At 46.4% G+C, this 24846-nt stretch carries 30 protein-coding genes; 18 read left to right on the forward strand and 12 right to left on the reverse strand.

Translation table 11 applies throughout. From position 1 onward, the window contains the following. Window positions 1-53 precede the first annotated feature (53 nt). Together ACOJUR_RS02380 and ACOJUR_RS02385 are read left to right on the forward strand one after the other, a co-directional pair. Window positions 54-530 carry a DinB family protein gene (locus ACOJUR_RS02380; protein WP_420949154.1) on the forward strand — a complete coding sequence of 159 codons (477 nt, stop codon included), beginning with the start codon at window positions 54-56 and terminating at the stop codon, window positions 528-530. 173 nt (window positions 531-703) lie between these two features. After that, window positions 704-1069 carry a hypothetical protein gene (locus tag ACOJUR_RS02385; RefSeq protein WP_420949155.1) on the forward strand — a complete coding sequence of 122 codons (366 nt, stop codon included), beginning with the start codon at window positions 704-706 and terminating at the stop codon, window positions 1067-1069. Between the two features lie 19 nt (window positions 1070-1088). Here the strand turns inward: ACOJUR_RS02385 and ACOJUR_RS02390 are convergent, their stop codons facing one another. Then, a complete protein-coding gene (locus ACOJUR_RS02390) occupies window positions 1089-1616 on the reverse strand; it encodes an ATP-binding cassette domain-containing protein (RefSeq protein WP_420949156.1) in 528 nt (175 codons plus the stop codon). Next, window positions 1598-1957 carry an ATP-binding cassette domain-containing protein gene (locus ACOJUR_RS02395; protein WP_420949157.1) on the reverse strand — a complete coding sequence of 120 codons (360 nt, stop codon included), beginning with the start codon at window positions 1955-1957 and terminating at the stop codon, window positions 1598-1600. Before ACOJUR_RS02395 ends, ACOJUR_RS02390 begins: the two co-directional genes overlap by 19 nt. Window positions 1958-2539: 582 nt before the next feature. On the opposite strand from ACOJUR_RS02395, the gene ACOJUR_RS02400 reads away from it, so the two are divergent. The 3 genes from ACOJUR_RS02400 (at window position 2540) to ACOJUR_RS02410 (ending at window position 3976) form a co-directional block, all read left to right on the forward strand. Then, the gene (locus ACOJUR_RS02400) at window positions 2540-3148 is read left to right on the forward strand and encodes an acetate uptake transporter (RefSeq protein WP_420949158.1); all 609 of its coding nucleotides are present in this window, start codon (window positions 2540-2542) and stop codon (window positions 3146-3148) included. Window positions 3149-3376: 228 nt separating this feature from the next. Beyond that, window positions 3377-3682 (forward strand): DUF1659 domain-containing protein, encoded by a 306-nt coding sequence (locus tag ACOJUR_RS02405; protein ID WP_072873997.1) that lies wholly within the window; start codon window positions 3377-3379, stop codon window positions 3680-3682. Between the two features lie 75 nt (window positions 3683-3757). Continuing rightward, window positions 3758-3976, forward strand: a complete 219-nt coding sequence (locus ACOJUR_RS02410) for a DUF2922 domain-containing protein (protein ID WP_072873996.1) — start codon at window positions 3758-3760, stop codon at window positions 3974-3976. A gap of 82 nt (window positions 3977-4058) precedes the next feature. Here ACOJUR_RS02410 and ACOJUR_RS02415 read toward each other — a convergent pair whose 3' ends face one another. Next, window positions 4059-4280, reverse strand: coding sequence for a DUF1450 domain-containing protein (locus tag ACOJUR_RS02415; protein WP_072873995.1), 222 nt, complete (start codon window positions 4278-4280; stop codon window positions 4059-4061). A gap of 2 nt (window positions 4281-4282) precedes the next feature. After that, window positions 4283-4882, reverse strand: coding sequence for a DedA family protein (locus ACOJUR_RS02420; protein ID WP_207549729.1), 600 nt, complete (start codon window positions 4880-4882; stop codon window positions 4283-4285). 208 nt (window positions 4883-5090) lie between these two features. Between ACOJUR_RS02420 and thiL the strand changes: the two genes are divergently transcribed. The 6 genes from thiL to tsaD are packed head-to-tail and all read left to right on the forward strand — an operon-like array spanning window position 5091 to window position 8997. After that, window positions 5091-6074: a thiamine-phosphate kinase gene (gene thiL, locus ACOJUR_RS02425; RefSeq protein WP_420949159.1), complete on the forward strand. Its 984-nt coding sequence runs from the start codon at window positions 5091-5093 to the stop codon at window positions 6072-6074. A gap of 30 nt (window positions 6075-6104) precedes the next feature. Beyond that, window positions 6105-6227 (forward strand): hypothetical protein, encoded by a 123-nt coding sequence (locus ACOJUR_RS02430; RefSeq protein WP_278247852.1) that lies wholly within the window; start codon window positions 6105-6107, stop codon window positions 6225-6227. Next, window positions 6182-6766 carry a tRNA (adenosine(37)-N6)-threonylcarbamoyltransferase complex ATPase subunit type 1 TsaE gene (gene tsaE / locus ACOJUR_RS02435; RefSeq protein WP_420949160.1) on the forward strand — a complete coding sequence of 195 codons (585 nt, stop codon included), beginning with the start codon at window positions 6182-6184 and terminating at the stop codon, window positions 6764-6766. Before ACOJUR_RS02430 ends, tsaE begins: the two co-directional genes overlap by 46 nt. Continuing rightward, window positions 6751-7497, forward strand: coding sequence for a tRNA (adenosine(37)-N6)-threonylcarbamoyltransferase complex dimerization subunit type 1 TsaB (gene tsaB / locus ACOJUR_RS02440; protein WP_420949161.1), 747 nt, complete (start codon window positions 6751-6753; stop codon window positions 7495-7497). Before tsaE ends, tsaB begins: the two co-directional genes overlap by 16 nt. After that, complete coding sequence (rimI, locus tag ACOJUR_RS02445; protein WP_255567395.1) at window positions 7475-7969, forward strand: ribosomal protein S18-alanine N-acetyltransferase; 495 nt, start codon at window positions 7475-7477, stop codon at window positions 7967-7969. Before tsaB ends, rimI begins: the two co-directional genes overlap by 23 nt. Before the next feature lie 11 nt (window positions 7970-7980). Further along, entirely contained in the window at window positions 7981-8997 is a 1017-nt protein-coding gene (gene tsaD / locus ACOJUR_RS02450) for a tRNA (adenosine(37)-N6)-threonylcarbamoyltransferase complex transferase subunit TsaD (RefSeq protein WP_072874055.1), read from the forward strand. 191 nt (window positions 8998-9188) lie between these two features. On the opposite strand, the gene ACOJUR_RS02455 is transcribed toward tsaD, so the two are convergent. From ACOJUR_RS02455 to ACOJUR_RS02490, 8 genes are all read right to left on the reverse strand, one after another. Next, window positions 9189-10292: a DUF3231 family protein gene (locus ACOJUR_RS02455; RefSeq protein WP_420949162.1), complete on the reverse strand. Its 1104-nt coding sequence runs from the start codon at window positions 10290-10292 to the stop codon at window positions 9189-9191. 200 nt (window positions 10293-10492) lie between these two features. Next, window positions 10493-11062 (reverse strand): CBO0543 family protein, encoded by a 570-nt coding sequence (locus ACOJUR_RS02460; protein WP_420949163.1) that lies wholly within the window; start codon window positions 11060-11062, stop codon window positions 10493-10495. 38 nt (window positions 11063-11100) lie between these two features. Continuing rightward, on the reverse strand, window positions 11101-11568 hold the full coding sequence (locus tag ACOJUR_RS02465; protein ID WP_420949164.1) for a hypothetical protein: 468 nt from the start codon (window positions 11566-11568) through the stop codon (window positions 11101-11103). A gap of 10 nt (window positions 11569-11578) precedes the next feature. Next, complete coding sequence (locus tag ACOJUR_RS02470) at window positions 11579-12352, reverse strand: hypothetical protein (protein WP_420949165.1); 774 nt, start codon at window positions 12350-12352, stop codon at window positions 11579-11581. 122 nt (window positions 12353-12474) lie between these two features. Then, window positions 12475-13614, reverse strand: coding sequence for a GerAB/ArcD/ProY family transporter (locus tag ACOJUR_RS02475; protein WP_420949166.1), 1140 nt, complete (start codon window positions 13612-13614; stop codon window positions 12475-12477). Between the two features lie 19 nt (window positions 13615-13633). Next, window positions 13634-14815, reverse strand: a complete 1182-nt coding sequence (locus tag ACOJUR_RS02480) for a Ger(x)C family spore germination protein (RefSeq protein ID WP_420949167.1) — start codon at window positions 14813-14815, stop codon at window positions 13634-13636. Next, window positions 14812-16497: a spore germination protein gene (locus tag ACOJUR_RS02485; protein ID WP_420949168.1), complete on the reverse strand. Its 1686-nt coding sequence runs from the start codon at window positions 16495-16497 to the stop codon at window positions 14812-14814. Before ACOJUR_RS02485 ends, ACOJUR_RS02480 begins: the two co-directional genes overlap by 4 nt. Window positions 16498-16595: 98 nt before the next feature. After that, a complete protein-coding gene (locus ACOJUR_RS02490) occupies window positions 16596-18575 on the reverse strand; it encodes an ABC-F family ATP-binding cassette domain-containing protein (protein ID WP_420949169.1) in 1980 nt (659 codons plus the stop codon). Window positions 18576-18735: 160 nt separating this feature from the next. Between ACOJUR_RS02490 and ACOJUR_RS02495 the strand changes: the two genes are divergently transcribed. From ACOJUR_RS02495 to groL, 7 genes are all read left to right on the forward strand, one after another. Then, window positions 18736-19662 (forward strand): phosphatase PAP2 family protein, encoded by a 927-nt coding sequence (locus ACOJUR_RS02495; RefSeq protein WP_420949170.1) that lies wholly within the window; start codon window positions 18736-18738, stop codon window positions 19660-19662. A 36-nt stretch (window positions 19663-19698) separates the two neighbouring features. Beyond that, entirely contained in the window at window positions 19699-20304 is a 606-nt protein-coding gene (locus ACOJUR_RS02500) for a 5-formyltetrahydrofolate cyclo-ligase (RefSeq protein WP_306955433.1), read from the forward strand. Then, on the forward strand, window positions 20289-20915 hold the full coding sequence (gene mobA / locus ACOJUR_RS02505) for a molybdenum cofactor guanylyltransferase (protein WP_072873982.1): 627 nt from the start codon (window positions 20289-20291) through the stop codon (window positions 20913-20915). The genes ACOJUR_RS02500 and mobA overlap by 16 nt, the downstream gene beginning before the upstream one ends. 116 nt (window positions 20916-21031) lie before the next feature. Further along, window positions 21032-21970 (forward strand): molybdopterin-binding protein, encoded by a 939-nt coding sequence (locus ACOJUR_RS02510; protein WP_420950490.1) that lies wholly within the window; start codon window positions 21032-21034, stop codon window positions 21968-21970. Beyond that, entirely contained in the window at window positions 21963-22592 is a 630-nt protein-coding gene (locus tag ACOJUR_RS02515; RefSeq protein WP_420949171.1) for a molybdopterin-guanine dinucleotide biosynthesis protein B, read from the forward strand. The genes ACOJUR_RS02510 and ACOJUR_RS02515 overlap by 8 nt, the downstream gene beginning before the upstream one ends. A 180-nt stretch (window positions 22593-22772) precedes the next feature. Then, window positions 22773-23057, forward strand: a complete 285-nt coding sequence (gene groES, locus ACOJUR_RS02520; protein ID WP_072873979.1) for a co-chaperone GroES — start codon at window positions 22773-22775, stop codon at window positions 23055-23057. Between the two features lie 29 nt (window positions 23058-23086). Next, a complete protein-coding gene (groL, locus tag ACOJUR_RS02525) occupies window positions 23087-24715 on the forward strand; it encodes a chaperonin GroEL (RefSeq protein WP_072873978.1) in 1629 nt (542 codons plus the stop codon). Window positions 24716-24846 lie beyond the last annotated feature (131 nt).

The raw sequence follows: 24846 nt of genomic DNA on the forward strand, positions 1-24846 counted from the left end.
AGCACACACTCTTCTTGCGTTTATCGGTCATATGAAGACTTGGGAGTTGAACGATGTTAACCTTGTTCAAGTACAATTGGCAGGTTCGGGACGAATGGTTTGATTGGTGTACACACGTCCCATTTGAAGAATTGACACGCACTCGTGTTGGTGGGGCTGGAAGCATACTATACACGCTGTTTCACGTTGTAGATGCAGAAGGAAGTTGGATTGGAGCATTGGCGGGAAAATCTGATCAGCAGCCTAAGTTTGAGGATTACATGAGTGTAGAAAGACTTCGTGATTTATCACATGAATTTCGTGCTGAAGTCAAACCGTTTCTCGAAGAGTGGTCATCGGAACTAGACGACAAAACAATTAGCGTCTACTGGAATCCAGGCGACATTTACACCTACGGAGAAATCGCTCGCCACGTTATCGCACACGAGATTCACCACATCGGTCAATTGTCTATATGGTCGAGAGAACTGGGCGTGCAACCTGTATCGGCGAACCTCATCGGTAGAAAGCTGTATCCACTACTTCCGTAACAAGTAGGGATGCTACTGCAGTAATGGGGGCGAATGCGACAGAAGAATTCCCCTTGATAGCCTGTTTAGGTTGTATAATTATACGACAGTCTCAATGCAGGTCCGAATATCTAACGTGGAATTTCAACACAATGTTCCGAAAATCTCATTTTTATTGTTTTACTAGCCATAGCATGTTTCTGGATACCGCTTTGTTTCTTCACGAAGAAATGGTAGAGCTAAATTTCCTGCTGACGATTCTGGCGACAACAGGCGCTTTAGGTAGGATAGCTTTTGCGTTGTTGTATGGATGGTATACATCACGTGAGATTCCTTGTTATCCGAACAATGTTCAGTCGATGGCAGATCTGGCAGCACTGTTTGCAAGCGTTCGGGAATACCATGCTGCAATGCGCTGGATACGAGAAGTATTACAGCACCAGCCGGCGTTGTGGAAAGATTTTGATACGGATTCCAGGCTGATTCGTTTGCGGGAAACGCATCCCAAGGAATGGGCGGAACTTTTGGCACCTGCAAAAAAACATACTCAGAACCTCTAGCTCTCTTCGCCTCCTTCTTTTAGGGAAGCGGGCGTTTTTCATCGACACGGTTTATATCGAGGACAATCGATTCTTTCAAAAAAACGGTAAAACGTATGCTGTGTATCAGCTGCCGCTCTTGTCGTATGAACACCGCATTAACACCCGTTTGCTTCTGATAGTTGTCATACCCGCCTTTATATCGCTTTGTTCCCTTCGAGGAGAGGGTATATGTCGTGTGGGAAACCTGATTTATGAAGTCACGATTATGGAACACTAGTAGAAGCGGCCCTTGATACCGCTGAATCCAATTTGCTAACCACGAAATTGAATCAATGTCTAAGTGGTTGGTCGGTTCATCAAGTATCAGCATTTTAGGTTTTGAAATCGCAATTTTAGCAAGCCTTGCACGTGTTCTTTCACCACCACTAAGGTCCTGGAGAGATTGGTACCAACTTTGGTTGATAAATTCAAAGCGTAACAGAGTATGTTCTACCTCGGATTCCCATTCAAAACCACCATTTTCTGAGTACTCCATATATAAATTATTCAACTCATTGGATTGCACGTTACCAAAATGTATTTTTTCCATATTTCATAATTTACTTGGTTTGATTTCATAAGATATCCTATTAATGATTCATCTCCATGTACGTAATCATTTTGTTCTAGGTATCCCCATTCATCTCTCGAATACTTTGAATAAATATTACCGTGGTCAAAATGGTCGTGCCCGATAAGGCATGACAACAATGTTGTCTTACCAGAACCATTTGGGCCAATAAGATAGACATGCTCACCTTCCTCAATCTCCAAATTTACATCGGAGAATATCGGAATACCGTTGCATGTCTTAGATGCATCTTCCACCTTAAGAGAATCATTACCAATCCCCCTCGATATTGACATTACGTAGCTTAAGCTACGCTAAAATCAATGATATGAGTATGTACTATTATATACTAAGGACTTGTCAAATTTAGTTTAGTCGTTAAACTCGTAATTTGTTTGGAGAAAAATGTTTTATTTATAGTGAATTCAAGGAGTAGGTGGGGATTTTTCAAGGAATATATCTATGAAAAATATAACCTGACCTTGACAAACACTTCCCTTATGTATGATGGACAGGGGTCTTGGGACATTTTCATGGTTTCGGTTTTTATCTTAGTAGATACATTCCTTTGCGCTTGACACAACTCATCACTATGACTAAAAAAACGTGTATTGACAGATGGGGCCATCTTAACCTGTACCAGTCAATGTATGGGAGTATGTCTGTTTTCAATGATGGCGGTAATCTATATTGAGTCAAAATTCAAAAAATCTAAATTTTCTTTTCAAAATGTATTGCATCATACACGCTTATCTGTCATAAATCATTCATATAAAGTGTATGACTTCTTTATGGTGAGAGGCGGGTGGTATGTAAGCGCTTCCTCTAAAGGTTTGTAATATTCATACTAATATTTTGCGAGATAGCGAGGTGGGTATATGCAAAATCATTCTACCGAACGGTGGGCAGAGGCAACTCCACTTGGTTTAGCAGCCTTTGTTATATCACAAACCTTATTGAATCTTCCTAACGCACATCTGGTTCCTGCTTTAGCAACCACGTTCTTTTTACCTGTCATTCTCATTTGTGGTGGTGGACTTTATTTTCTTTGTTGCATTCTAGAATTTATTCGCAAAAATACTTTTGGCATGACAGTAAATGGATTTTACGGTGGTTTCTTTAGCTCACTTGGTGTGTTTTTGATTATGGAATTGAGTGGCTTTTTGAAATTTGGTGCGGATGCGAATATTGCCCTGGGCACTTTTCTCTTAATTTGGTCTATACTGACAATACCTTTTGTGGTAGCTGCGTTCCGTGAAAATATGATTTTTGGCTGGTTGTTTTTCTTTGTCGCTATAGCTTTCTTTGGTGGCGCTTTTGCCAACTTGACAGGTCTCAATTCAGCCATTGGCGGTTATGCAGGTTTGATTTCAGCCGCCATTGGTCTCTATCTGCTGACACAAATGTTGATGGCAGCTACGGCTCATCACGCACTGCCAAGCAATGTGGTGAATTTGGAAGAAACACAAGCCATAGTGGCAGAGTAAAGTTCAAACAGACTTTACTGTATACAGTGAGGAATTATAGAAATCTGCATAGTGCGGGTCGCCTTCCAAAAGGCGATTCGCATTTTTGTTTATGTCCCCTGCCTCCTGGTGAATTTGCATATTGGGTGTTGCAAAGCCCATTTTACTTGACTTTGTCAGCCGGCGGCAGAGCAGTAAGTTGGTTTGCTAACCCATAGAGTTTGACTGAATGTAAAAGGAGGAAGGCGCATGGCGCAGACAACCGAGTTAGGAAGAGTATTGCAGCTCCAATTCAATGTAGGCACTACAAGCAAGGGGGAAATCAAGGTCAAAAATCATAATTTTCCTCATGTTAATCCCAATGTTGCAGACGATGATTTGCTGGCCGTCGGCAATGCTTTGGCTGATCTCTTTAGTATGCCTCTCTATCAAGTTGCCCGTACAGATCAGGTCGCGTTAAGCGTAGATAGCAGTTCGACAGTAAGCACATCCAGCAGTTCTTCAACCAACAGTTCAGGTCAAGCTGCGCAGAGCAATGCTGCTAGCGGTGCCTGAACCACGCTAATCAATCCACTGCCGGACTATCCATCACTTGCTCAGGCAAAACCCAAGAGGACGGAGGAGTATAAAATGGCCGATAAAATGATTCTGCAAATGCAATTTCTTACAGATAGCAACAAAAAAGTCCATATCAATATTGCGAATCCCAAACAACCTGTAGATCAAACGGCTGTCGATGCAGCCATGAGCTTAATTGTTGAAAAAAACATCTTTTTATTGCCGCAAGGAAATATTGTCAAACAAGTAGGAGCTGCAGCCATTACTACCAGTAGTTCAACGGTTGGATAAACGCACTTTGCAACTTTTATATTCTGCTTCTCCCGGAGTTCATGATCCGGGAGAGGTGGAAATCATGTTAACAATCCTCTTGTTATATCCGTTTCTCTATCATTTCCCACAGTTGTTCCACCGTCTCAGCCATCAGCCACTCTTTTTTCTGCCAAAGCAGAAAAGGTTGTTCTATACATATATCGCAACGATCGAGACAAATCACAGTGCGCCGTTCTACCTGAGGGGCTTCATCTGCTAAGCGGCGCATAATTTCTCTCGAACCACGTTTTAAATTGCGCAGACAGAATGTCGCTTTTGACAACCTCAATCCCCCCTTCGTTGCTTTAGCCATTGTCGCCAAGCGTAAAAGATGAGTCCAGACATAAGCAGGGCCACGGCGATTGAAAGAGCGGGTCCGCGCGCAGTTTGCAGCAGCGTGCGTACACTTTCGCCAAAAAAATATCCACCTAAAGTGATGATTGAACACCATAATGCCGATCCGATGCTAGTGTACAGCACAAAACGTGTGAAAGCCATGCGTGAGAGGCCAGCCGCGTACGAAGAGAGCGCGCGGATTCCTGGGACAAAGCGACCCGGAATCAGGAGCCATATACTGTGTCTGTCAATGAGATGGGCAGCGCGATCGAGATGCGGCTTCTTGACAATGCCTGTGCGCATCATGGCTTGCAAGAATCGTGACTCCATAGAAGATGCTGCGTAAAAAGCAAGAGAGGTACCACATAAGTAACCAAGAGTTGCAGCTAGCAACACACCACCTAAGTGGATGCGACCCATGGATGCAGAAAATCCATAAAAGAGCAAGAAAGCGTCACCGGGGAAAGGAACACCCAGACCTTCAATAAACAGAGCAAACCAGATGCCTGGATAACCGAGATCGACCAGAAATTGAATGATATTGTTCATCATGCAGGTCAGACAGATGTGCATGGAGCTTTCCCGCCTTTGTTTTGGGCTGCTTTTGCTTGAAAGATTGTTGTTCCTGGATGGGGACACACTGTATGTGTATGGGACAACGCTTTTTCTCATGCGTAAAGGAATGTGGCGATTGGTTTTGTTATGATGGTTACAGTAGCCAAAAGATGAGCAGCGGCTTAGGAAGTGAGGAGAAAGTATGGCGGATGAGTTTGAGCGAATTTGCCGTCTCATGGAGCAATTGCCGCCATGTGGGGAAGATGTGCGTGTTGGCGTTGGGGACGACGCGGCTATTCTCCAATTGCCGATAGACAATGATGTGGTGGTTTCAACGGACACTATGGTGGAAGGTGTGCATTTTCGCCAAGACACACTCAGTTGGGCAGACGTCGGCTATAAATGTGTGGCAGCCTCAGTCAGTGATATAGCTGCTATGGGGGCAACGCCAACCAGTGTTTTACTTTCATTGGCTTTGCCAGCTTCTTTGTCCATGGATGAGATGTTGAACATTTATCAAGGAGTAGCGGATGCTTGTCATGAATATGGCGTATCTGTGATTGGCGGAGATTTGGTACAATCCTCGCAGAGTATGTTGACGAGCACGGTGCTTGGCAAAATTGACAAAAAACAAGCACTCTTACGCAGTGGAGCGAAGCCGGGTGATGTTCTTTTTGTCACCGGACATCTGGGTGCCAGTGCTGCCGGATTAAAGTTATTGCTTACTTCATATGGAATGAGGGATGCTCTTGATGCAGCCTATGTCATTTCACGCCATCGGCGGCCCACTGCAAGGGTTTTAGCAGGGCAGACTTTCTTGCGTTATGGTGTAAACTCCTGCAACGATATCTCGGATGGACTGGCTTCGGAATTGAATGAAATTGCCAAGGCTAGTCAGGTTCGGTTGCGTGTGGAAATTGAGAAAATTCCTCTTCATCATGCAACTCGCAATGTTGCCCGTCAATTGGGTGAATCTGCGCTGGATTATGCCCTGTCAGGTGGAGAAGATTACGAATTGGTGGCTACTGCGCCGCCAGTTGTCTATGCCAGGTTACTCCCTTTACTGGAAGCTGTTCGACTCCCGATCACGGCCATTGGCCGGGTGGAATCAGGAGATGGTGTGGTTGGGGAGTGGCCGGATGGCAAGCTCGATGTGATTCTTGCTACAGGGTATCATCATTTTTGACAATCTTTATAGGTTTGGGCGGAAAATAGCATGCTGAGCGGAATTGGTGTTGCAGACAAAGCCATCTTGATTGACAAAGCAACCATCCAGCAGATGGGGAGATTTTTATGGCAGATCAAGGTATCGATGATAGTGGACTTTCTTGGATTGTGAGTATCACTTCTGCTGCTGAAACATACCAATTGGGAGAAGCTTTTGGGCGTGTAGCAGAAAAAAATTCATTGTTATTATTGTTTGGTTCACTGGGTGCGGGCAAGACCACATTGACCAGTGGAATAGCGTATGGATTGGGGGCGGGCGAATCGGTTCCATCCCCAAGTTATGTATATGCCTTTGTTTATGACAAGGGACGGCTGCCATTGTGGCATTTTGACTTTTATCGTCTCTATCAGGAGTTGCCGGAAGACGTAACACCCAATTTAGCAAATTGGCCATCGAGTAGACATGCATGGACAGAATTGGAGCCAGAGCTGTTAGACAGTGTGGGTTGGTACGAGGCTTTGGAAGACGATGCGGTGGTGGTTGCTGAGTGGCCTCAGGGAGTTGTGAATGATTTATCGGACGCACTCGTGGTGGTGATGCAGAGCAGTATGACAGATGATGTAGAGAAACGCATATTGCAAATTTTCGCAGTGGGCACAAAGAGCCAGTTGCTGCTGGCGAACTGGAGGAAACAGTGGCAATCCTTGTAATGGATACAGCGACAGAAGTTTTGGCAACAGGTCTGATCGTCGAAGAAAATATACTTGTCTCTGCTGTTTCGTCAACGCCCCGTGGGCATTCCACGGCTTTAGCTCCTTTATTGCAGAGTATCTTGCAAAGCGGTCGGACAACGCCTCATCAGTTAAAAAAAATTGTAGTGGGTGTGGGGCCGGGGTCATACACGGGTGTCCGTATGGCAGTCAGTATGGCAAAATCTATGGCCATGGCGTTGGAAATTCCTCTTCTACCTGTGAGTACTTTAACCGCGCTTGCCTATGCTGCAGTACCGCTGATTGATAAAGGTCCATTTCTTTTGCTGCCGCTTTTGTATGCGCGGCGTGGACGTGCTTTTGGAGCGCTCTATCAGGGGGGCGGGGATGGGTTGGAGGTGCTTGCGCCTGAATCTGTACAACCGATAAGTGAATGGTCTTCTTTAGCAACTCGTGCTGTTCAAGACAGGCAGAATCAGGTGAAACTTGTGATGATTCACGATTTTCCGGATGCTCAAGCAGATGAGATACCTCAATTTGCAACATCCATTCACTTGAAAAGCAATCAGGAACGCTTGCCGCGCGGTCTTTGGCTGGCGAGTCAAACCGTTCGTCCGATGATGCGCGAGGAAATACATGAAGTATTGCCGAATTACATGCTAGAAGTGGAGGCGCAGGTTCGCCTGCGTGAGAGAGGAGCTGCGCGGTTTGGAAACGGACTGGAATCCTGAAAAGCTGGAGTTGCGTCGTATGACACTTGCTGATGTTGATGCGGTAATGCAGGTGGAGCGCCGCTCGTTCAGCGCGCCGTGGTCCCGGCAAGCGTTTGTAACAGAATTGGTCGAGAATCAGTTTGCGCGTTATCTCGTGTTTGATTATGACGGACGTATCATCGGCTATGCAGGCGTCTGGTTGATTTTGGATGAAGGACACATCACGAATATAGCGATTGATCCCGATTTTCGCGGTAAAAACCTGGGCGAGATATTGATGCGTTCGCTCATGTCACTCTGTATGTCGCAAGGTGCACGCAAGATGACGCTGGAAGTCAGAGTTTCCAATTTAGTAGCACAAACGCTCTATAAAAAACTTGGATTTGAGACGGTAGGCGTTCGCAAAGGTTATTACACAGACAATCAAGAAGATGCATACATCATGTGGGCCGATCTGCCGTTGGAAGAAAACAAGGCGGTGGACGCGTGAAAGAACGTTTGATGCTGGGAATTGAGACCAGTTGCGACGAAACATCGGCAGCAGTAGTGGCTGACGGTCAATCTGTACGTTCATTGGTTACCTACTCGCAAATTGCTATTCATCAAGCTTTTGGTGGTGTGGTACCAGAAGTGGCCTCGCGCCAACATGTAGCGGTGATTACGCGAACGGTTGAACAGGCCTTGACAGAGGCAAATGTGCAGCTTTCCCAATTGGATGGAATCGCTGTCACATGTGGACCAGGGCTACTCGGGGCGTTGTTGGTCGGTTTATCTGCTGCCAAAGGATACGCCTTGGTAAGTGGACTCCCCTTTTTTCCTGTGCATCATATTGCGGGTCACGTAGCGGCGGCTGGTTTAGAAGCTCAGTGGCGTCCTCCTATGCTTTGTTTGGTAGTGTCAGGTGGACATACAGAATTGTTGGTTGTGGATGAAAATTTTCGTTTTCAAAGACTCGGAGGTACGGTCGATGATGCTGCAGGTGAAGCTTATGATAAAGTGGCGCGGCTCTGTGGCTTGAATTATCCTGGCGGGCCGGAAATTGACAAACTAGCAGCCCAAGGAAACCCTGATGCTCTGGATTTGCCGCGATCTTTTCTGGATAGTGAAGAGCTATCTTTTTCCTTTTCAGGATTGAAATCAGCGGTTGCCAATCGATTGGAGAAAGCACGGCGCAATCACGAATATTTGCCTGTAGAAGACATATGCGCGAGTTTTCAACAGGCTGTTCTTGATGTGTTGGTTACTAAAACCAGTCAGGCTGCGAAAAAAACGGGGTTACGCCGAATTGTGGTAGCTGGAGGTGTGGCTGCCAATCGTGGGTTGCGACAAGCTATGACTCAATTAGCCTGCCGCGCCGATTTGGAAATTTTCTTTCCTAATCCTGTCTATTGTACAGACAATGGAGCTATGATTGCAGCTGCTGGCAGCCATATGATGAAGGCTGGACGCCATGGGACATTGGATGTCAATGCGTATGCCAATTTATCTTTCGCTGAGTGGCAAAACCTCACGAGTTAAAGGAGCTTTGGCCTTTTGGCTGAGTGTTTCCTATATTGTGAGATGATGTGGATAAAAGATTGTCCACAATATGTGGACAGGTTGAATAAGTCTCTCTAAAACGATTAGACTTCTATCTGTACGACCTCTTAGGGTTGTGGATAACGTTGTGCATAAAGTGGATAAGTTGTGGATAAGTTGGTCGATCCGTTTTACTCCAACCTTTTTGGAACCATAGGAGGTTCTTCCATCCAACCTCTATCAATGACGAATTTAATGCAGTGTTTGGCGTATTTACCCATTGATATCATAAGCTTTCCGTACATTACAGCAATATCTTGGCGCGGCGATGCGCCAAGCGCCAAACCGTAGTTGCCAATCGCTCCAGCGAGTAGTTCGGAAGTGTGGAAAAGCATCAGTGGCAACGCAAATGTAAACGTGTCGCTAGGAGATACATAGTCGTCCAAAAGTCCTGGAGCGGGGAGGAAATCTTCGCTTAACTTGTGGTGTAAGGTATCAAAGTGCTTTTGGAACAAGTGTACACCGTCCGTTAAAATTTTCTGAACTGCAGGGTCGTTGGCGGTTTGAGCAAAGCCAAGCAGCAACGCTTTTGTAAAGGCGCTTCGTACCAAGTTCATGTGCAAATGAGTAATTTCCAAGACAGTCAATGGACGTGTTCGATGAAAAGGCGAACCGAGAAAAGATCTGTCGTTGACGTGGTAAACGTGATTGGAAGACTGGCTGTAGGGTGCACGCTCCAATAAGCCAAGCTGGTCGAGATAATTGCATAATTGGTTGGTTAGTTCACTCGATTCTTGCAGACAGATGCTGAAAAAATCCCGCACTTCTTGCGTGTAGGAAGAGGAGAGACTGCCTGCATAAGAAACGAGACCTATTCTAGCCATGGAGTACAAATAATGGGCAGGAAATGGATGGAGAAAGAGTGGCTGGGCTAGACGGTTGATATCTGAGACCGGAAAACCAATGGGTATAGGATAGCCCGTATTTTGAAAAGATTGACGGATCCACTCCAGATGTTGATTGGCAAAGTTTTGCGCTTTTTGGAGTATAGGCTGAAAATCCTGTGGTAAGGAAGACGCCGCAAAATGAGCCATTATGCAGAGAGACATGCTGTCGTTCATATAGGTGCTCCAAAGGCTGGCCACTTCCGAAGAAACCAAGGTCCCAGCTTTGGCAACTCCAGGTGTAGGGGGAGTTGAATGGTTATTCTTATTTGGGTAAGTAGTCGGTTGAGGAGTGCCATCGGTTAGTTTGGTACTTGCTGAAGTTATTGTTGCTCCACTTGTTTCTGCCACACCATTCACCTCTCTGAATAGACACAAATCTGAAATTCTGCTTTCCACAGAACCCATGGTTAAGGAAGAACGCTATAGAGAGAAAATTTCTAAGTTTCGCTTGTTCTGTCACAAGATATCCAATTCATCTTTTTTTATGTGTGTATGGTTTATGGGGATGAGGAAAAGTGATGTACGCTAATGATGAAGAAATTTCACCTTTAGATTGTTCTTGATGGTGACTGAATTTTTTGTTTAACGAACAGCGTAAAGGCGCGCGCAGTCATGACCATCATAATATAAATAGGAAATGAATATATATATTTCCAATAAAAAATCTTATAAATTCCTATATAAACAAAAAATGGTTCAAAAACAAAAGAAGACACCAAGGCAGCAAGTGTAGTGGTGAGCAAAAAGGGCCACCAACGTTCACATAATTGGTATATTATAACAAATAGAACAGGTATAGCTGTAATATCCACAGGAACAAGTGGGGGATCGAATGACCAATACAGTTGAATGGGGTAAAACCAAGCACCTTCGTTAATGCCAATCGTATCAAAAAGTAAAGAACATCCATCGAGAAAAGCAGCAAAAGTAAGCAATTCAAACAAGCGCCGTTTATCAGCAACCCACAAGTACCAAAAAATCCAGGGGAGAAAAGCGATTCCTAGAAGAAACCACCACTGCCAAGTCAGAAAGCTGTGCTGGAACCAAAACTGTTTAACGAGATCGGTCGAAATCCTTTTGGCTTGTAAAACGCTTTGAAAAGAGATAGATTTGTTCATCAGTTATCCCTTTCTTCCAGTTGGTTAAGTGCGGTTGTCTATCCGTCTGAACCATCCTGATAACGGGCAAGTCCAATGACATAATTGCTCTGTAAAATCTTCTCCACATGCTCTACTTGGTTGGGTTCGCACTGAATCACCAGAATGCATTCTCCCTGCCGAGCGGCTTGCTGTTTCCGATTATGTTTACGCATAACAAGCAATTTTATACAAAAACCCAGGGAAGCACCCAAAATCATGCCTACAATCCCAATTAAAATAGGTCCACCTGGCAGGACAAATCCGTATATTGCGCCAAGCAGCATACCTACAGCTGAAAGCACAGCAGCCACATCAAAAACGCTTTGGCCATCGGAATGATGAATATTATCTAAAATTTGGAATTTATTGTTTCGGATATCGAGGGGAACGGCTAAAATTTGTTTTTCATCAATTCCTTGTTTCTCAAGATTTTGAATGGCCAGTTCTACATACATGGAATGATCAAAAGTGGCAAATACAATCATTTTGGGAACCTCATTTCACAAATAGGCGGGAGATTGAGAACGATATGCGTTGGTAATGCTCTTTAAGAAACCGGGCTTGTTCCAACTCGTAGAGCCGATTTTGCTCGACGGCTGTAAGGTAGGAGTCATAAAGAGAAAAACTGTAAATCGAAGGCATAAACAAATACCACTGAATATCCAGCGCTGCTGCCGAGGCAGAAAAGTGTCCTGTGAAAGCAAGTTGAATGGCGGTTAGTAGATTACTTTTATAGGCGACAACAATCCACCAGACAAGAAATAAAATACCATTCGGAATTTTATGTAGATAAAAATGTCCTGCTCCCGGCATAAAGGCAGACCAGACAGGCGCTATCCATGGTAGTTTTTTGTCAAGATAGTTAATTTCCAGTGCATTCATTTTCATGGGCTGTAACGCTTTGGGACGGTGAATAGCAAGCATGTAGAGTTTATTCAAGTTAACCGCACCCTGATAAGAATCCCAAATACAATAAATATACGTACCTACGTAAAGTAACAGCCAACGTGTGTTCAGCACATTTGTCGCATCATTGAAATGACCAATGAGCGTTTCAAAAATAGCTAGATTGATATGAGATTGAGTGTTAACTATTAATTCCCACATAATAAAAAAATATCCAGTTAAATTGCGATTTCGAGCTAGATGTCCAAGTCCTGGAAATGCGAAGGACCAAAAGGCACACATCCATGGTTTGCGTAAATGTAACTGAACGGTATCGATGGAACTGAGGGCGGCGCGAGTGTAACGAATATTTGGATCAATCATGCGGTTCCTCCCTGTGCAGACAATTCACGCCTATCCAGTCGCTTTTCTGATTGCGGCCATGTATTGGCTAGTGTGTTCAAAAAATGGCCAAACATGTTTATCCAAACAGGTATTTGTACTTTTTAGCGCTGAGGTCGATCGCCTTCAAAATTAAAGGAGGGAGGTGGTTCTGTTTTTAAGCGGCGAATCATGGCAATCAGCAAGGTGGTGAAAGGAATGATGAGAAGTAAAACAACACTGGCCGGAACCATAATCATGTTAATGATGTCAAAAATCATTTGTTCATTGGGAATCAAGCTGGCGATGATTACGCCTGAAGCACTCACTGGAATGACCCAGTATTTATAATGTTTTTCTGAGTTAGTAAAAATCTGACAAGCCAATGAGGAGATTCCCCAAATATGGATGGCTAAAAACAATATAGAGAAGGCTGTCGATACGACAATAATCAGAATGCCGAGTCGCTCTACAAAAAAACCTTGAATACGAATGAGCTGGAGGACAAACGGGATACTGAAGGAAAGCGTGCGAGTCCCTTCCCACCCTAAATTGAGAATAACCGCAAAAAATGCGACTAAAATAACAAAACCAGAGATAAAAACAGAAATCAATGGATACCATTTGGCGATGCGCTTGTTATGATTATAATAGGGCCCAATCAACAGAAAAAAACTAAAGCCAAGATATATGGGCAAAATATGTAGAGCCCCTTTTAATGTCAAAGGCAGAGAAACGATTTCGTGCGGCAACCAGAAGTGATTACTTTGCGTCATGATAAAGATAAAAATAAAAGTGACGGCAGCTAACGTCAGCGGGTGGACGATGGACGAAATGCGACCAAGCGTTTCCACTCCAATCCAGGCTCCCCGAGTCGCCACCAGAAAAATGACAATTTCTAAAACAACGCGCGGCGTGGACGGGAAGTAGGGTTTGATGGCCGTGATGAAAAGATATACGCAGATAGAAGTAAATGCAAGATAAACTGGCAAATAGCAAAAAGAGAAAAATTTACCTAACCATTTTCCATAAACTAAGTTGGTGTATTCGCAAGCGGTCAAAGTGGGAAAACGTTGATTGATGAGTGTGTGAATCCAGGCCATAAAGACACTTATCAGAATAGCTACCAATACAGACCACTGAGCATCGCGATCGGCCTGTTCAATCGCTATACGCGGGAAAATCCAGAAAGTGAGCGGTAAGTAACTGGCGGAAATGAGTTCTGTCACTTGAAAACCGGACAAAAACCACTTTTGCTGGTGCACCGACTCCACCCTTTCTGTTCTACATGAGATTACCTTTGTAGTTGATAAGCATCCGCACTTTCACATCAATTTGAGCTTGTTTATAAGCTCGCCCCCAATCGTGCTCGATATATGATTTGAGTCGAGGATGCAAGACACTCACCTGTTGACCAAAGCCCAGAATATCTAAATCCTTGTTTTTCAATTTTTCAATGGTGGCGCGGATTTCTTCATCCATTTGTTGCGAAGCCCGCCATTCATCCTGGTACAATTCTTTTTGGGAAACATTTTCTAATCCCCAATTGGGATCTTGGGCTAATTGCGCGCGTACGGTGGCGCGAATGTGCAAAACAGGATGGCTGGAAGGGACGTTGGTGACAAAAAATCGCCCCGAGCCGCGCATAAAACTCAGTTCAAACGGCTGTCCACCATAATTCACCCAAAGTGATGCGTTTTTAATTTGGTTGTTGATAAGGTTGAACATCATAGTTTCCTCTGGTGTCAAATTCACGCTCTGTTTACCGCGATTTACAGCATAAAGGCCGCTGAACATCAAGTTTCCGTCGGGGTCCACTTTGACAGTCGGCGCATGTGGATCAACACCAATGGAGACAAAATCTCGCCAGTATTCCCAGAGTCGTGTACGGGCTACATAGGCGATTTGTTTCAAATCCCCCCCCAGTATGCGTTCCATCACATCAGCGGGAGGGGAAGATGCCTCTACTGCCAAAATGTCTTTTGCTGGGTCTCTACTGAATGCTACAAAGGCCATTTTGTCGATGTTGCCTGAGCGCATCAGCGCTGCCAATACTTTTTCAATGGTAGATGTTTTCAGTTTTTCAGATAAAATGACAGATTCCAAATTATTGAAATAAAAATTGCGGTCATAATGCATCTGGGCATGGGTAATCGCTTGCATGAGCGTGGGTGCAACTTCAGTAAAATTGCGAAACTTGTCGCTCGATGCGTTTGTTGCGCTTGGTTGCTTGCCGCCCTCGCCTGCTCGAATGCCTCCCACTTTGCCACGGCTTTCCGGGTCGGAGAAAAGTGGAACTTGAAAGGTGTATTGAATCAGCTGCGGCTGTTTGGGAACAGCGTCTACGGCAATGCCAATCACCTGCGCTCGGTCATTGATGCGGTGGTAATCCCAACACCCTGGAAGAAAAAGGGTGATGACTGTAGTGAAACTCAGAGTGAGGATTTTTTGCCAGCGTCTGTTCATGGTTGTCGCCTTCTTCGTTTCCAGTCATTGAATTGCCGATTGCTTTTCTCAACTTGTGGGTGCAGATTGGGCAACTCCTTCACGTCCACAGCACCTGTGCCATCTTGGGGATGAAGATGGGATGTGCGTTGGCGCATCAAGTGTACAGGCAAACGAATGATGAAGGAGTCAATAAAAACGTCCATGATGTGTTCACCGCCAAACGGATCGACATAAGAGACGCCAAACGATTTCATACCTCCTAACTCCATAATGCCCCACATAGCAGCAAGTACCACGCCATAAAGGCCAAACAGGGTAGCGGCAATAATCATGATCCAACTCCCCAAGCGCAGAACGACACTAAATTCATAACTGGGCGTAACAAAGACAGACATGGCACACAGTGCGACCACAATAATCAAGATGTTTGAAACCAGTCCTGCCTGCACAGCCGCTTCACCAAGCACCAAACCGCCGACAATACCAATGGTTTGACCCATCTGTTTGGGCATGCGCAAAGTAGCTTCGCGCAGAATTTCAATGACCACCTGCATCATCATGACTTCAATGGTAGCTGGGAAGGGCACACCTTCGCGTGATTTGGCTATAGCAATACCAAGGACTTTGGGCAACAGTTCTGGATTGAAATCGACAAACGAAATATAAAGCGCAGGCAGAAAGAGCGCGAAGAAGAATGAGATGACGCGAAGATAGCGAATAAACATAGCTTCATAAAAAATGTGTCCGTAATCTTCCTCAGTTTGAAAAAAGTCCTGAAAAGTGGCTGGCACCAACAGGGCGTTTGGGTCACCGTCAACTATAATCAGCACTTTACCTTGGTTCAATTCTTTGATGGTTGAATCGATGCGCTGCGTGACGCGTGTCATGGGCAATAGTGACCAAGAGTGGTCGCTGATGCGCTGTTCAATCTCGGCGCTTTGTGTAACCACATCCACGTGTATCGATTCAATTCGTTTCAGAATGGTATCTACCACGACAGGATTCGCCACATCGTATAAATATAAAACTGCAACTTCCCGGCGGCTGCGGTAGCCAACTTTAAATTTTTTGATGGTCAGGGACTCTGTTGCCATCCAAACGCGTATGGCACCAATGTTAATGTCGATATTTTCCACAAAAGAAACCTGCGCACCGCGCACCGTGGATTCAATGTAGGGCTGGTCTGGCGTACGGTGTTCAATAAACTTGACGGTAATGACCAGTGCACTTTTTTCACCGTCAATCAAAAGGACGGCTGAGCCGTTGTTGATGTCTTCAGAAAGCTCAAAAAGATTGTCTTTATAGAGGATAGTACTATTCGAGATGACAGAATCTGTTAGGTAATGCAAAAGATTACGCGGTCGTTTGGATGGAAAGCGGTGTTGTAGAATGGAACGGAGCAACACCTCCAACTGTTGGTTATCTGTGATGGTACTTAAAAAAAGCAGTGCAGAAGAACGACCCATAATTTTGAAAGGACGCACAAAAAAATCGTCTGAATGACCGAGTCGTTTGTGGAAATATTCCAATGCTTGATTCAATTGTCCGTGATAGTGCGGAGCTTCAGCAGGGTGGGGCACCACAGCATCAAACGGATTTTGGTGTTTTTTTCGCAAAGGTTCCGATCCGACATTAATCTGATGGGAAAAAAATTTCTGCTTGCGTGAAGCGGTGTGCGGACGTTTACCAGGAAACCACACTGACGTTCACCATCCGATCTGTTTGGCTTGGACGAAGTCCGAACCAAGCCAAAGGTTCGCTGTTAGCGTGTCACGGACGATTTCGTTTTATGCATGGTTTACCAGTTGTGGTTAAGACGCTCCAACTCCTCCAAATGTATCTGTGCGTGCTCCCAATCTTTCATGAGTTCTGCAAGATGAGTACGAATCTCATTTTCTTGACGCTGCCAATGTTCGAGTTCCGTCCATTGCTGTTCCAGCGTGACAGTCGTTTGTTGCTGCAAACAGCTTTCCAATTGAGTTTCAGCTTCTGCAATCAAGTTCTCCAATTTTTCCACACGCTCTCTGGCACGTCTGAGATCGGCGGAACGCACGCGCGTTTTTGGAATTTCTTTTAGCGAATTTTTCTCTGCGTTCTTTTGGCGCTCGTTGAACGCTATTTGCTGACTTTCTCTAGCACGTTCTTCGGCAGCTTCTTGAATCGCCTTTTCGCGAGCAAGCCAATCCGTATAATTGCCTTCGTGCAAGACGAGTCCATCTTTTGTAAGAACACCCACATGAGTAGCCATAGCATCAATAAAGTATCGATCGTGGGAGACAAACAGAATCGTGCCGGTAAAGTCCTCCATCGCTTCTTCCAACGCTTCTTTGGCTAACAAATCAAGGTGATTGGTGGGTTCGTCGAGTAAAAGCGTGTTACCTTGCAGCAGCATCAAGCGGCACAAATTGATTCGACTCTTTTCTCCACCAGATAGACCCGCTACGAGTTTCTCCACCTCTTCACCACGAAAGAGAAAGCGCCCCAGCGCGGTTCGCACTGTGGTTTGGTCGAGATGGGGAAATTCATCCCATACTGCCGCCAGGACGGTCTGTTGGGGATTCAGATTTTCTTGTTCCTGGCTGTAGTAACCGAGATCGACATGAGTTCCATATTGAATTTGCCCCGCCAAAGGCAGCAGCTCGCCAGCCAATGTGCGCAACAATGTAGTTTTGCCCACACCATTCTCGCCAAGCAGAGCAACACGCTGCCCACGTCGAATGCTGAAATGGATAGGTGCTGTCAAAGGCGTTTGATTGTGGCCAATCTGTAAATCATGGACTTCCAACACATCTTTGCCAGATGGGCGGCGTTCTGAAAATTGCAGGGCGAGCTTTGGCGATTGGCTGTCAGGAGGTTGCAGCACCCCCATCCGTTCCAACAATTTGCGTCGACTTTGAGCCCGTTTGGTGGTCGATGCGCGGGCGATATTTTTCTGCACAAACGATTCAAGCCGCTGTCGTTCACTCAGTGCCGCTTCATATGCGTTTTTCTGCTGCTCCAGTTCCAAAGCCCGGGTTTCCACAAAATAATTGTAATTGCCAGGATAGCGTTTACCAGTACCATGCTCTATATGGAAAATGGCGGTTGCCACCTCATCGAGAAAATAGCGATCGTGCGAAACGACAATGACACTTCCTTCGTACTGCTGAAGATAGGTTTCAAGAAAACGGAGTGTGGTTGTATCCAGGTAGTTGCTGGGCTCGTCCAGCAGAAGCAGACTGGGTTGAGCGGCAAGCAGCCGAGCTAGAGCAAGGCGCGTCTTTTGGCCGCCGCTCAGACTGCTTACGGATAGCGTATGCGTTTCTGGTGGGAAGTTCATGCCGTGCAGAATTCGGCGAATTTGGGCGTCTATGCTGAAGCCACCAGCATCTGCAAATGATTTTTGTAGGTTAGCATAGCGTTCCATAAGCATGTTGTAGCTGTGAAGGTTCTCTTGCAGGGCAGGATCGGCCATCTGCGCTTCCATTTGACGCAATTTCTGTTCCATCTGGCGGATCTCGCTGAAAGCTTTTTCCACAAACGAATATACGCTGTCCGACGCTTCGGCCTTGCCGGCGTATTGGGAAACGTAGCCGACGCTGGCTCCGTTGGCAATGGCGACAGAACCGCTATCGGGAGTAATTTCGCCCGCCAGAATACGCAACAGCGTGGTTTTTCCCGCACCGTTGGCGCCAACAATGGCAAGACGTTCTTTTTCTTGCACCGTCAAAGAAATATTGCGCAAGATATCTATACCAGAGAAAGATTTAGCAATTCGGTTTGTTTGCAAAACTATCATGAACTGGCCTCCATGATGCATAGAATTCTCTTGTCCCATCCAGTGTGCTGTCCCGTTTGTGCGCTTTCTAGTGTACGCCTCCAGAAGCGCCTGGAAAAGTTGTTTCACATTGAATGTCCATCAATCGTTGTTTGACAAGGGGCGAGGAGAGGGTATTCTCATGGTGCAAACCAATTTTCCGCTGCCATACGGATTTGCCTGGCAGTATCGATGGATAGTAGCCATTCAATCGCACGCTTCGCCGCATCTTGATAGCCTGGCGCGCATGCTTTCTTGGCTTGGTCTAGAACCGTTTTACCTGCTTTTGTTGCCTGTTTTATATTGGTCTGTGAATCGCAAGTTAGGAATGCGAATGGCGTACGTGTTTGTTTTGGGTATGGCCGTCAACAGTTGGCTAAAAACGAGCTTCGGTTGGGTGCGTCCCATTGGCGTGCCCGGTATTCGCTCAGGGTATACAAGCTCCATAGGCGATGCCATCTATTCTATGCCAAGCGGGCATGCACAGGGTACGATGATGTTCTGGACGCTGCTTGGACGTTGGTTCAAACGCAAGGTACTCTGGGCAATAGGTATACTCTTGGTGGCACTGATTGGTTGGTCGCGCGTGTATTTAGGTTTGCACTGGCCCTTAGATGTAATCGTAGGCTGGGCGTTTGGATTTTTTCTTGCCTATGTGGGCTGGAGTATAGGAACGTGGTGGAGTTACCGTGAAGTGCCTTTTTCCTGGAAGTGGACGGCAGCAGTAGTTTTGCCACTAGTCTTGCTCAGTTTTCAACAGACAGCAAGTGGTCAACAGTATTGTGGTTTTCTACTCGGCATGGGCGTTGGAGCAGTCTTGGAAGAACGTTTTGTAGGCAGCGTCAGCGGAAAAAGTGTCTGGCAGCGAGTAGCGGCCAGCATCATCGGCATGGCAGGATTAATTGGGGTACAATGGGGAATGAAAAGTGTAATTGCTCATGTCGCGTGGTCAACAGGCGTTGGACTGGTGGCACAAACGACTGCAATGGGACTGTTTGCCACATTTGTTGCACCACTACTCTTTCAGTTGGCTGGAATCTATGCTTCAAGAAATCAAACGACAGCATGAAAATATGTTTTTTGAGCTTGCTCAAAGGAGATTAAAGTGGCAGTGAATCCGAGGGAAGACAAACAGCGTTGGCGTAGTCAGATGCTTCGCCTTCGGCAGACACTCACTGTACCGGAAAGGCAGCACAAAGACGAGCAAATATGCGGGATATTAGAATCTTTCTTGCTTTCCCGCTCTTGGCCTGTGCCGCATTCTATAGGATTATATCGGTCCATGCGCGGAGAAGTGAATCTATTTTCTCTGTTAGAACGTCCATCCCTTGCAAAATGGATTTTTGCCTTTCCGGCAGTGGAATCTGAAGAAAATCGGCAGATGCGTTTTTATCGTGCTGCAAAGGAAGAAGATTTTCAAACAGGACACTATGGGATTCGCGAGCCTTTGCGGAATGAACAGAACGCTGTAGAACCGCAAAATTTTGCTCTGCTTCTGGTGCCAGGCCTCGCTTTTACGGAAAGCGGAGTTCGTCTGGGTTATGGTGGCGGTTATTACGATCGCGTTTTGGCTGTTTTGCCGCCTAGCGTGTTGAAAATAGGTGTACTCTATGCAGTGCAGCGAGTAGCAGATTTGCCAGCAGAAGCGCATGATGTACGCATGGATATGCTGCTTGACGAAAACGGAGTGGTATCATGTTGCATGCCTTGATTCTGGCTGGTGGACAAAGCCTGCGAATGGGTGTGGACAAGCTGTCCCTGTTGCGTATTCCAGGCCAGGCAGATACGGTTTTAAGTCATGTCGTTCAAGAAGCGTATGCTGTGGCTCAGAGAGTTACAATCATTGGTGGAACCAGGGAAATGAAGCAGACGTGGCCTGCGGACATTGTCTACCAGCGCGATCGGGAAGCCTATCAGGGGCCATTACAGGCGCTAGCGAATGCTTGGCCGGAAAAGGATTTGCCTCATGTTAAAGGCTATTTAGTGCTTGCGGGGGATTTGCCGGGTTTGCAAGCACTATACCTGAAGCAAATGTGGACCCTCTTTCAAAGCCTTCCATCCCATATAGAGGGTCTGATGGCAGTCTATGAAGGGCGTTGGCAACCGCTTGTAGCTATTTATCGGCCACATGTAGGAATGCTCTTACGCCAGGCGGCAGAACGTGGTGAGAAGCGGATTTTGCCAGTTCTGCAACAGATTCATGTACAGGAATGGCAGGATTGTGTGGATGACTGGGGATTGCGTCCTATTCATACACCAGAAGATTATCAAGCTTGGCTGCAGCATATCCAACTTCAAAGTATGGCGAGAAAGATTGAGTAGGTTCTCCGGGTCCATATGAACGGCTGGTATCGTTTGGCTTCTGAAAGCGAGGGAGAAGATTGAAGTTGCGGGAAGTCCCGGTTGAACAGGCGGTTGGCCTGGTTTTGGCTCATGATATGACGCAAATTGTACCTGGGAAATTTAAGGGAGCTGCTTTTCGCAAAGGGCATGTGATTCAAGAAGAAGATATATCCCGCCTTTATGATATGGGTAAGCGACATATTTATGTCATGGAGATAGATGCAGGAGAACTGCATGAAGACGAGGCGGCAGTTCGCATGGCTACTGCTTTGGCGGGCCAGGGAGTTCTTCTTGCACCTGTACATGAGGGAAAGGTCGTTTTAAAGGCAGCCACTTCCGGTATGCTTTGGGTGGATAAGCGTCGGGTCACGGAAATGAACGAGATCGACGAAATCTCTATTGCGACGAAGAAACCATATTCGCATGTGGATGCGGGAGAATCGGTTGCCGGACTCAGGCCAATCCCGCTCGTCATTGCTGAAGAGAAGATTGCCCATGTGGAACGTATGGCAAGAGAAGCGGTAGGCGGTATGGCGATGATAGATGTGCTTCCGTATAAGCCGCAATGTATTCATTTAGTCACCACGGGCAGTGAAATTGCCAGCGGACGTGTGCAGGATCAATCAGGTCCGATTCTCCGCGAAAAAATGGCCCGCTATGGTCTGGGTATAGCACAGCAGGTATTTGTGGGCGACGACGTGTCAGATATTGAACAAGCGATTCGCAGTGCGCATGCTGCAGGAGCCACTCTGATTTGTGTGACAGGTGGCATGTCGGTTGATCCGGATGACAGAACACCTTTGGCCATTCGAAATAGTGCAAGTCAAGTGGTGAGCTATGGTACGCCTGTTTTGCCCGGATCTATGCTGATGCTCGCCTATCTGCGTGAAACGGTTATCTTTGGTCTGCCGGGTGCCGTGATTTTTGACAGTAAAACTTCGTTTGATTTGCTTCTGCCGCGCGTTTTGGCGGGTATTGCCATCACAAAGAAAGACATTGCGCAGTTGGGAGTAGGTGGCTGGCTGAATGCCTGATGAAATGCGTGTAGCGGGTATCGTTGGCTTTTCAGGGTATGGGAAAACTACTTTGATTTGCCGGCTTGTCCAATATCTTGCCAGTCAAGGTCAGCGAGTGGCTGTTTTCAAGCATGATGGACATTTAGAGCAGTCCTATTCAGAAGAAGTATGGCCAGACTGGCAGAAGCCGGGCAGTGATACGGATGTCTACGCGCGTGCAGGAGCGGCTTCCACTGTCCTCTTTGCTGCAGGTCACAGCCTTTACTATCAGCGCCTGGCGCATCATGCTTCTTCCTCACCAGTATCGTCGGTTGAACAGGCTAACTATTGGCTGGAACGGCTTGCGATGCAGTGTCAACGGCCGCAATTTGTATTGGTCGAAGGCGTCAAAGATGCGCCTTGGCCAAAATTAGCTATAGCGCCTGATGAGCGACGTCTGCTGGAATTATTGCGTATTCCCATGAGCAATCTGCGCGCAGTTGTTTTATGGAATCACTCTGAAAGCCAGTTGGACAAGGAGTGTAGTTTTGGAGATATGAACCCGATATCCAGCCAAACGATTGCTGGTGGTGCTGCTTTTTTGGGCCTGCCTGTCCTGCCGGCAGACCAGCCACGACAATTGCTTGAGGCGCTGGGTTAGGAGTCAATGTGAGATGAGTATGGAATAGTAGGATTCTATGATTTTCAAAAAACCTAATTTTTTTTGTTGAGTGCCTTGCAAAGATGGGCTTAAGTCGCTATCATATTCACTGGTGTTAGCACTCAGGTTGATTGAGTGCTAACAAATGAAATGATGTTGACAATCAAGGAGGGTGTTCACATGCTGAAGCCACTCGCAGATCGCGTCGTGGTGCGTCCTGTAGAACGCGAGGAGAAAACCGCCAGCGGAATTTTCCTGCCGGACAATGCCAAGGAAAAGCCGCAAGAGGGTGAAATTATTTCTGTGGGTCCGGGCCGTTATGAAGACGGCAAACGCATTGCGCTTGACGTCAAAGTTGGGGACCGCGTCATTTACTCCAAGTACGCTGGGACAGAAGTGAAAGTGAACAACGAGGAAGTGCTGATTTTGCGCGAGAGCGACATTCTCGCGATTGTAGAAAAGTAATCTGCAACGAGACAGGGAGGGACTTTTGAATGGCAAAGGAAATCAAGTTTAGCGAAGAAGCTCGCCGCGCCATGCTCCGCGGTGTCGATGCTTTGGCTGACGCTGTAAAAGTTACGCTTGGACCTAAAGGCCGCAACGTGGTGCTTGAGAAGAAGTTTGGTTCGCCGCTCATCACCAATGACGGTGTCACCATTGCAAAAGAAATTGAACTGGAAGACGCTTTTGAAAATATGGGCGCACAGTTGGTCAAAGAAGTCGCTACCAAGACGAACGATGTAGCGGGTGACGGAACCACTACAGCGACTGTACTTGCTCAGGCCATGATTCGTGAAGGCTTGAAGAATGTAGCTGCTGGCGCAAACCCCATGGTGCTTCGCCGTGGTATTGAAAAAGCTGTAGCTGCTGCTGTAGAAGAAATCAAGCGCATTTCCAAACCTGTCGAAGGCCGCAAGAACATTGCCGAAGTGGCTGCAATTTCTGCCGGATCGGAAGAAGTTGGCGTATTGATTGCAGACGCTATGGAGAAAGTTGGCAAAGACGGCGTTATTACAGTGGAAGAGTCCAAAGGCTTTACCACGGAGCTTGAAGTCGTTGAAGGTATGCAGTTTGATCGCGGCTACATTTCTCCTTACATGGTTACTGACACGGACAAAATGGAAGCGGTTCTGGAAGAACCCTACATTCTGGTCACTGATAAGAAAATCGGCAATATCCAAGAAATCCTGCCCGTTTTGGAGCGCGTGGTTCAGTCTGGACGTCCGCTGCTCTTGATTGCGGAAGACGTAGAAGGCGAAGCACTGGCAACTTTGGTTGTCAACAAGCTGCGAGGAACCTTTACAGCTGTGGCTGTCAAAGCGCCTGGCTTTGGTGATCGCCGTAAGGCGATGTTGCAAGACATCGCTATCCTCTCCGGTGGCCAAGTTATCTCTGAAGAACTGGGTCTTGAACTGAAGAATACCACGATGGATATGCTGGGTCGCGCTCGTCAGGTGCGTGTTTCCAAAGAGAACACCATCATTGTGGACGGCAATGGCGACAAGACTGAAATTGAAGCTCGCATTAAGCAGATTAAAGCTCAGATTGAAGAAACCACCTCTGATTTCGATCGCGAGAAACTTCAAGAGCGTTTGGCTAAATTGGCTGGCGGCGTTGCTGTCATCAAGGTTGGTGCTGCTACAGAGACCGAGTTGAAAGAGAAAAAGTTGCGTATTGAAGATGCGCTCAACGCAACTCGCGCTGCTGTCGAAGAAGGTATTGTAGCGGGTGGCGGTACTGCGTTGGTCAATGCGATTGCTGCTTTGGACAAAGTGCAGGCTACTGGCGACGAACTGACGGGTCTCAACCTGGTTCGCAAAGCTCTGGAAGCTCCAGTTCGCCAGATTGCTGACAATGCTGGAGTCGAAGGTTCCATCATTGTTGACCGCCTCAAGAAAGAGGAAGTTGGCTTTGGTTACAATGCAGCTACAGGCGAATGGGTTGACATGATTAAGTCAGGTATTGTCGATCCGGCTAAAGTAACGCGTTCTGCTCTCCAAAACGCTGCTTCCGTGGCTGCAATGTTCCTTACCACCGAAGCTGTTGTGGCCGACAAGCCGGAGAAAGAAAAAGCTGCTGGCGGCGGCATGGGCGGCATGGGCGGTATGGACGGCATGATGTAATTTTGTGCAGACTGGTTTGGTTGTCTGCCAAAAAATCGGTGTCCCTGATGGGCGCCGATTTTTTTATGGAAAGAGTATCTGTGCTTGTTACCGCCAGATCGAATCTACTAGTCTGCGAAATCTTTCAGTCG

Origin of the sequence: Alicyclobacillus tolerans, assembly GCF_048984885.1 — a bacterium.
Classification (GTDB): Bacteria; Bacillota; Bacilli; order Alicyclobacillales; family Alicyclobacillaceae; genus Alicyclobacillus_I; species Alicyclobacillus_I tolerans.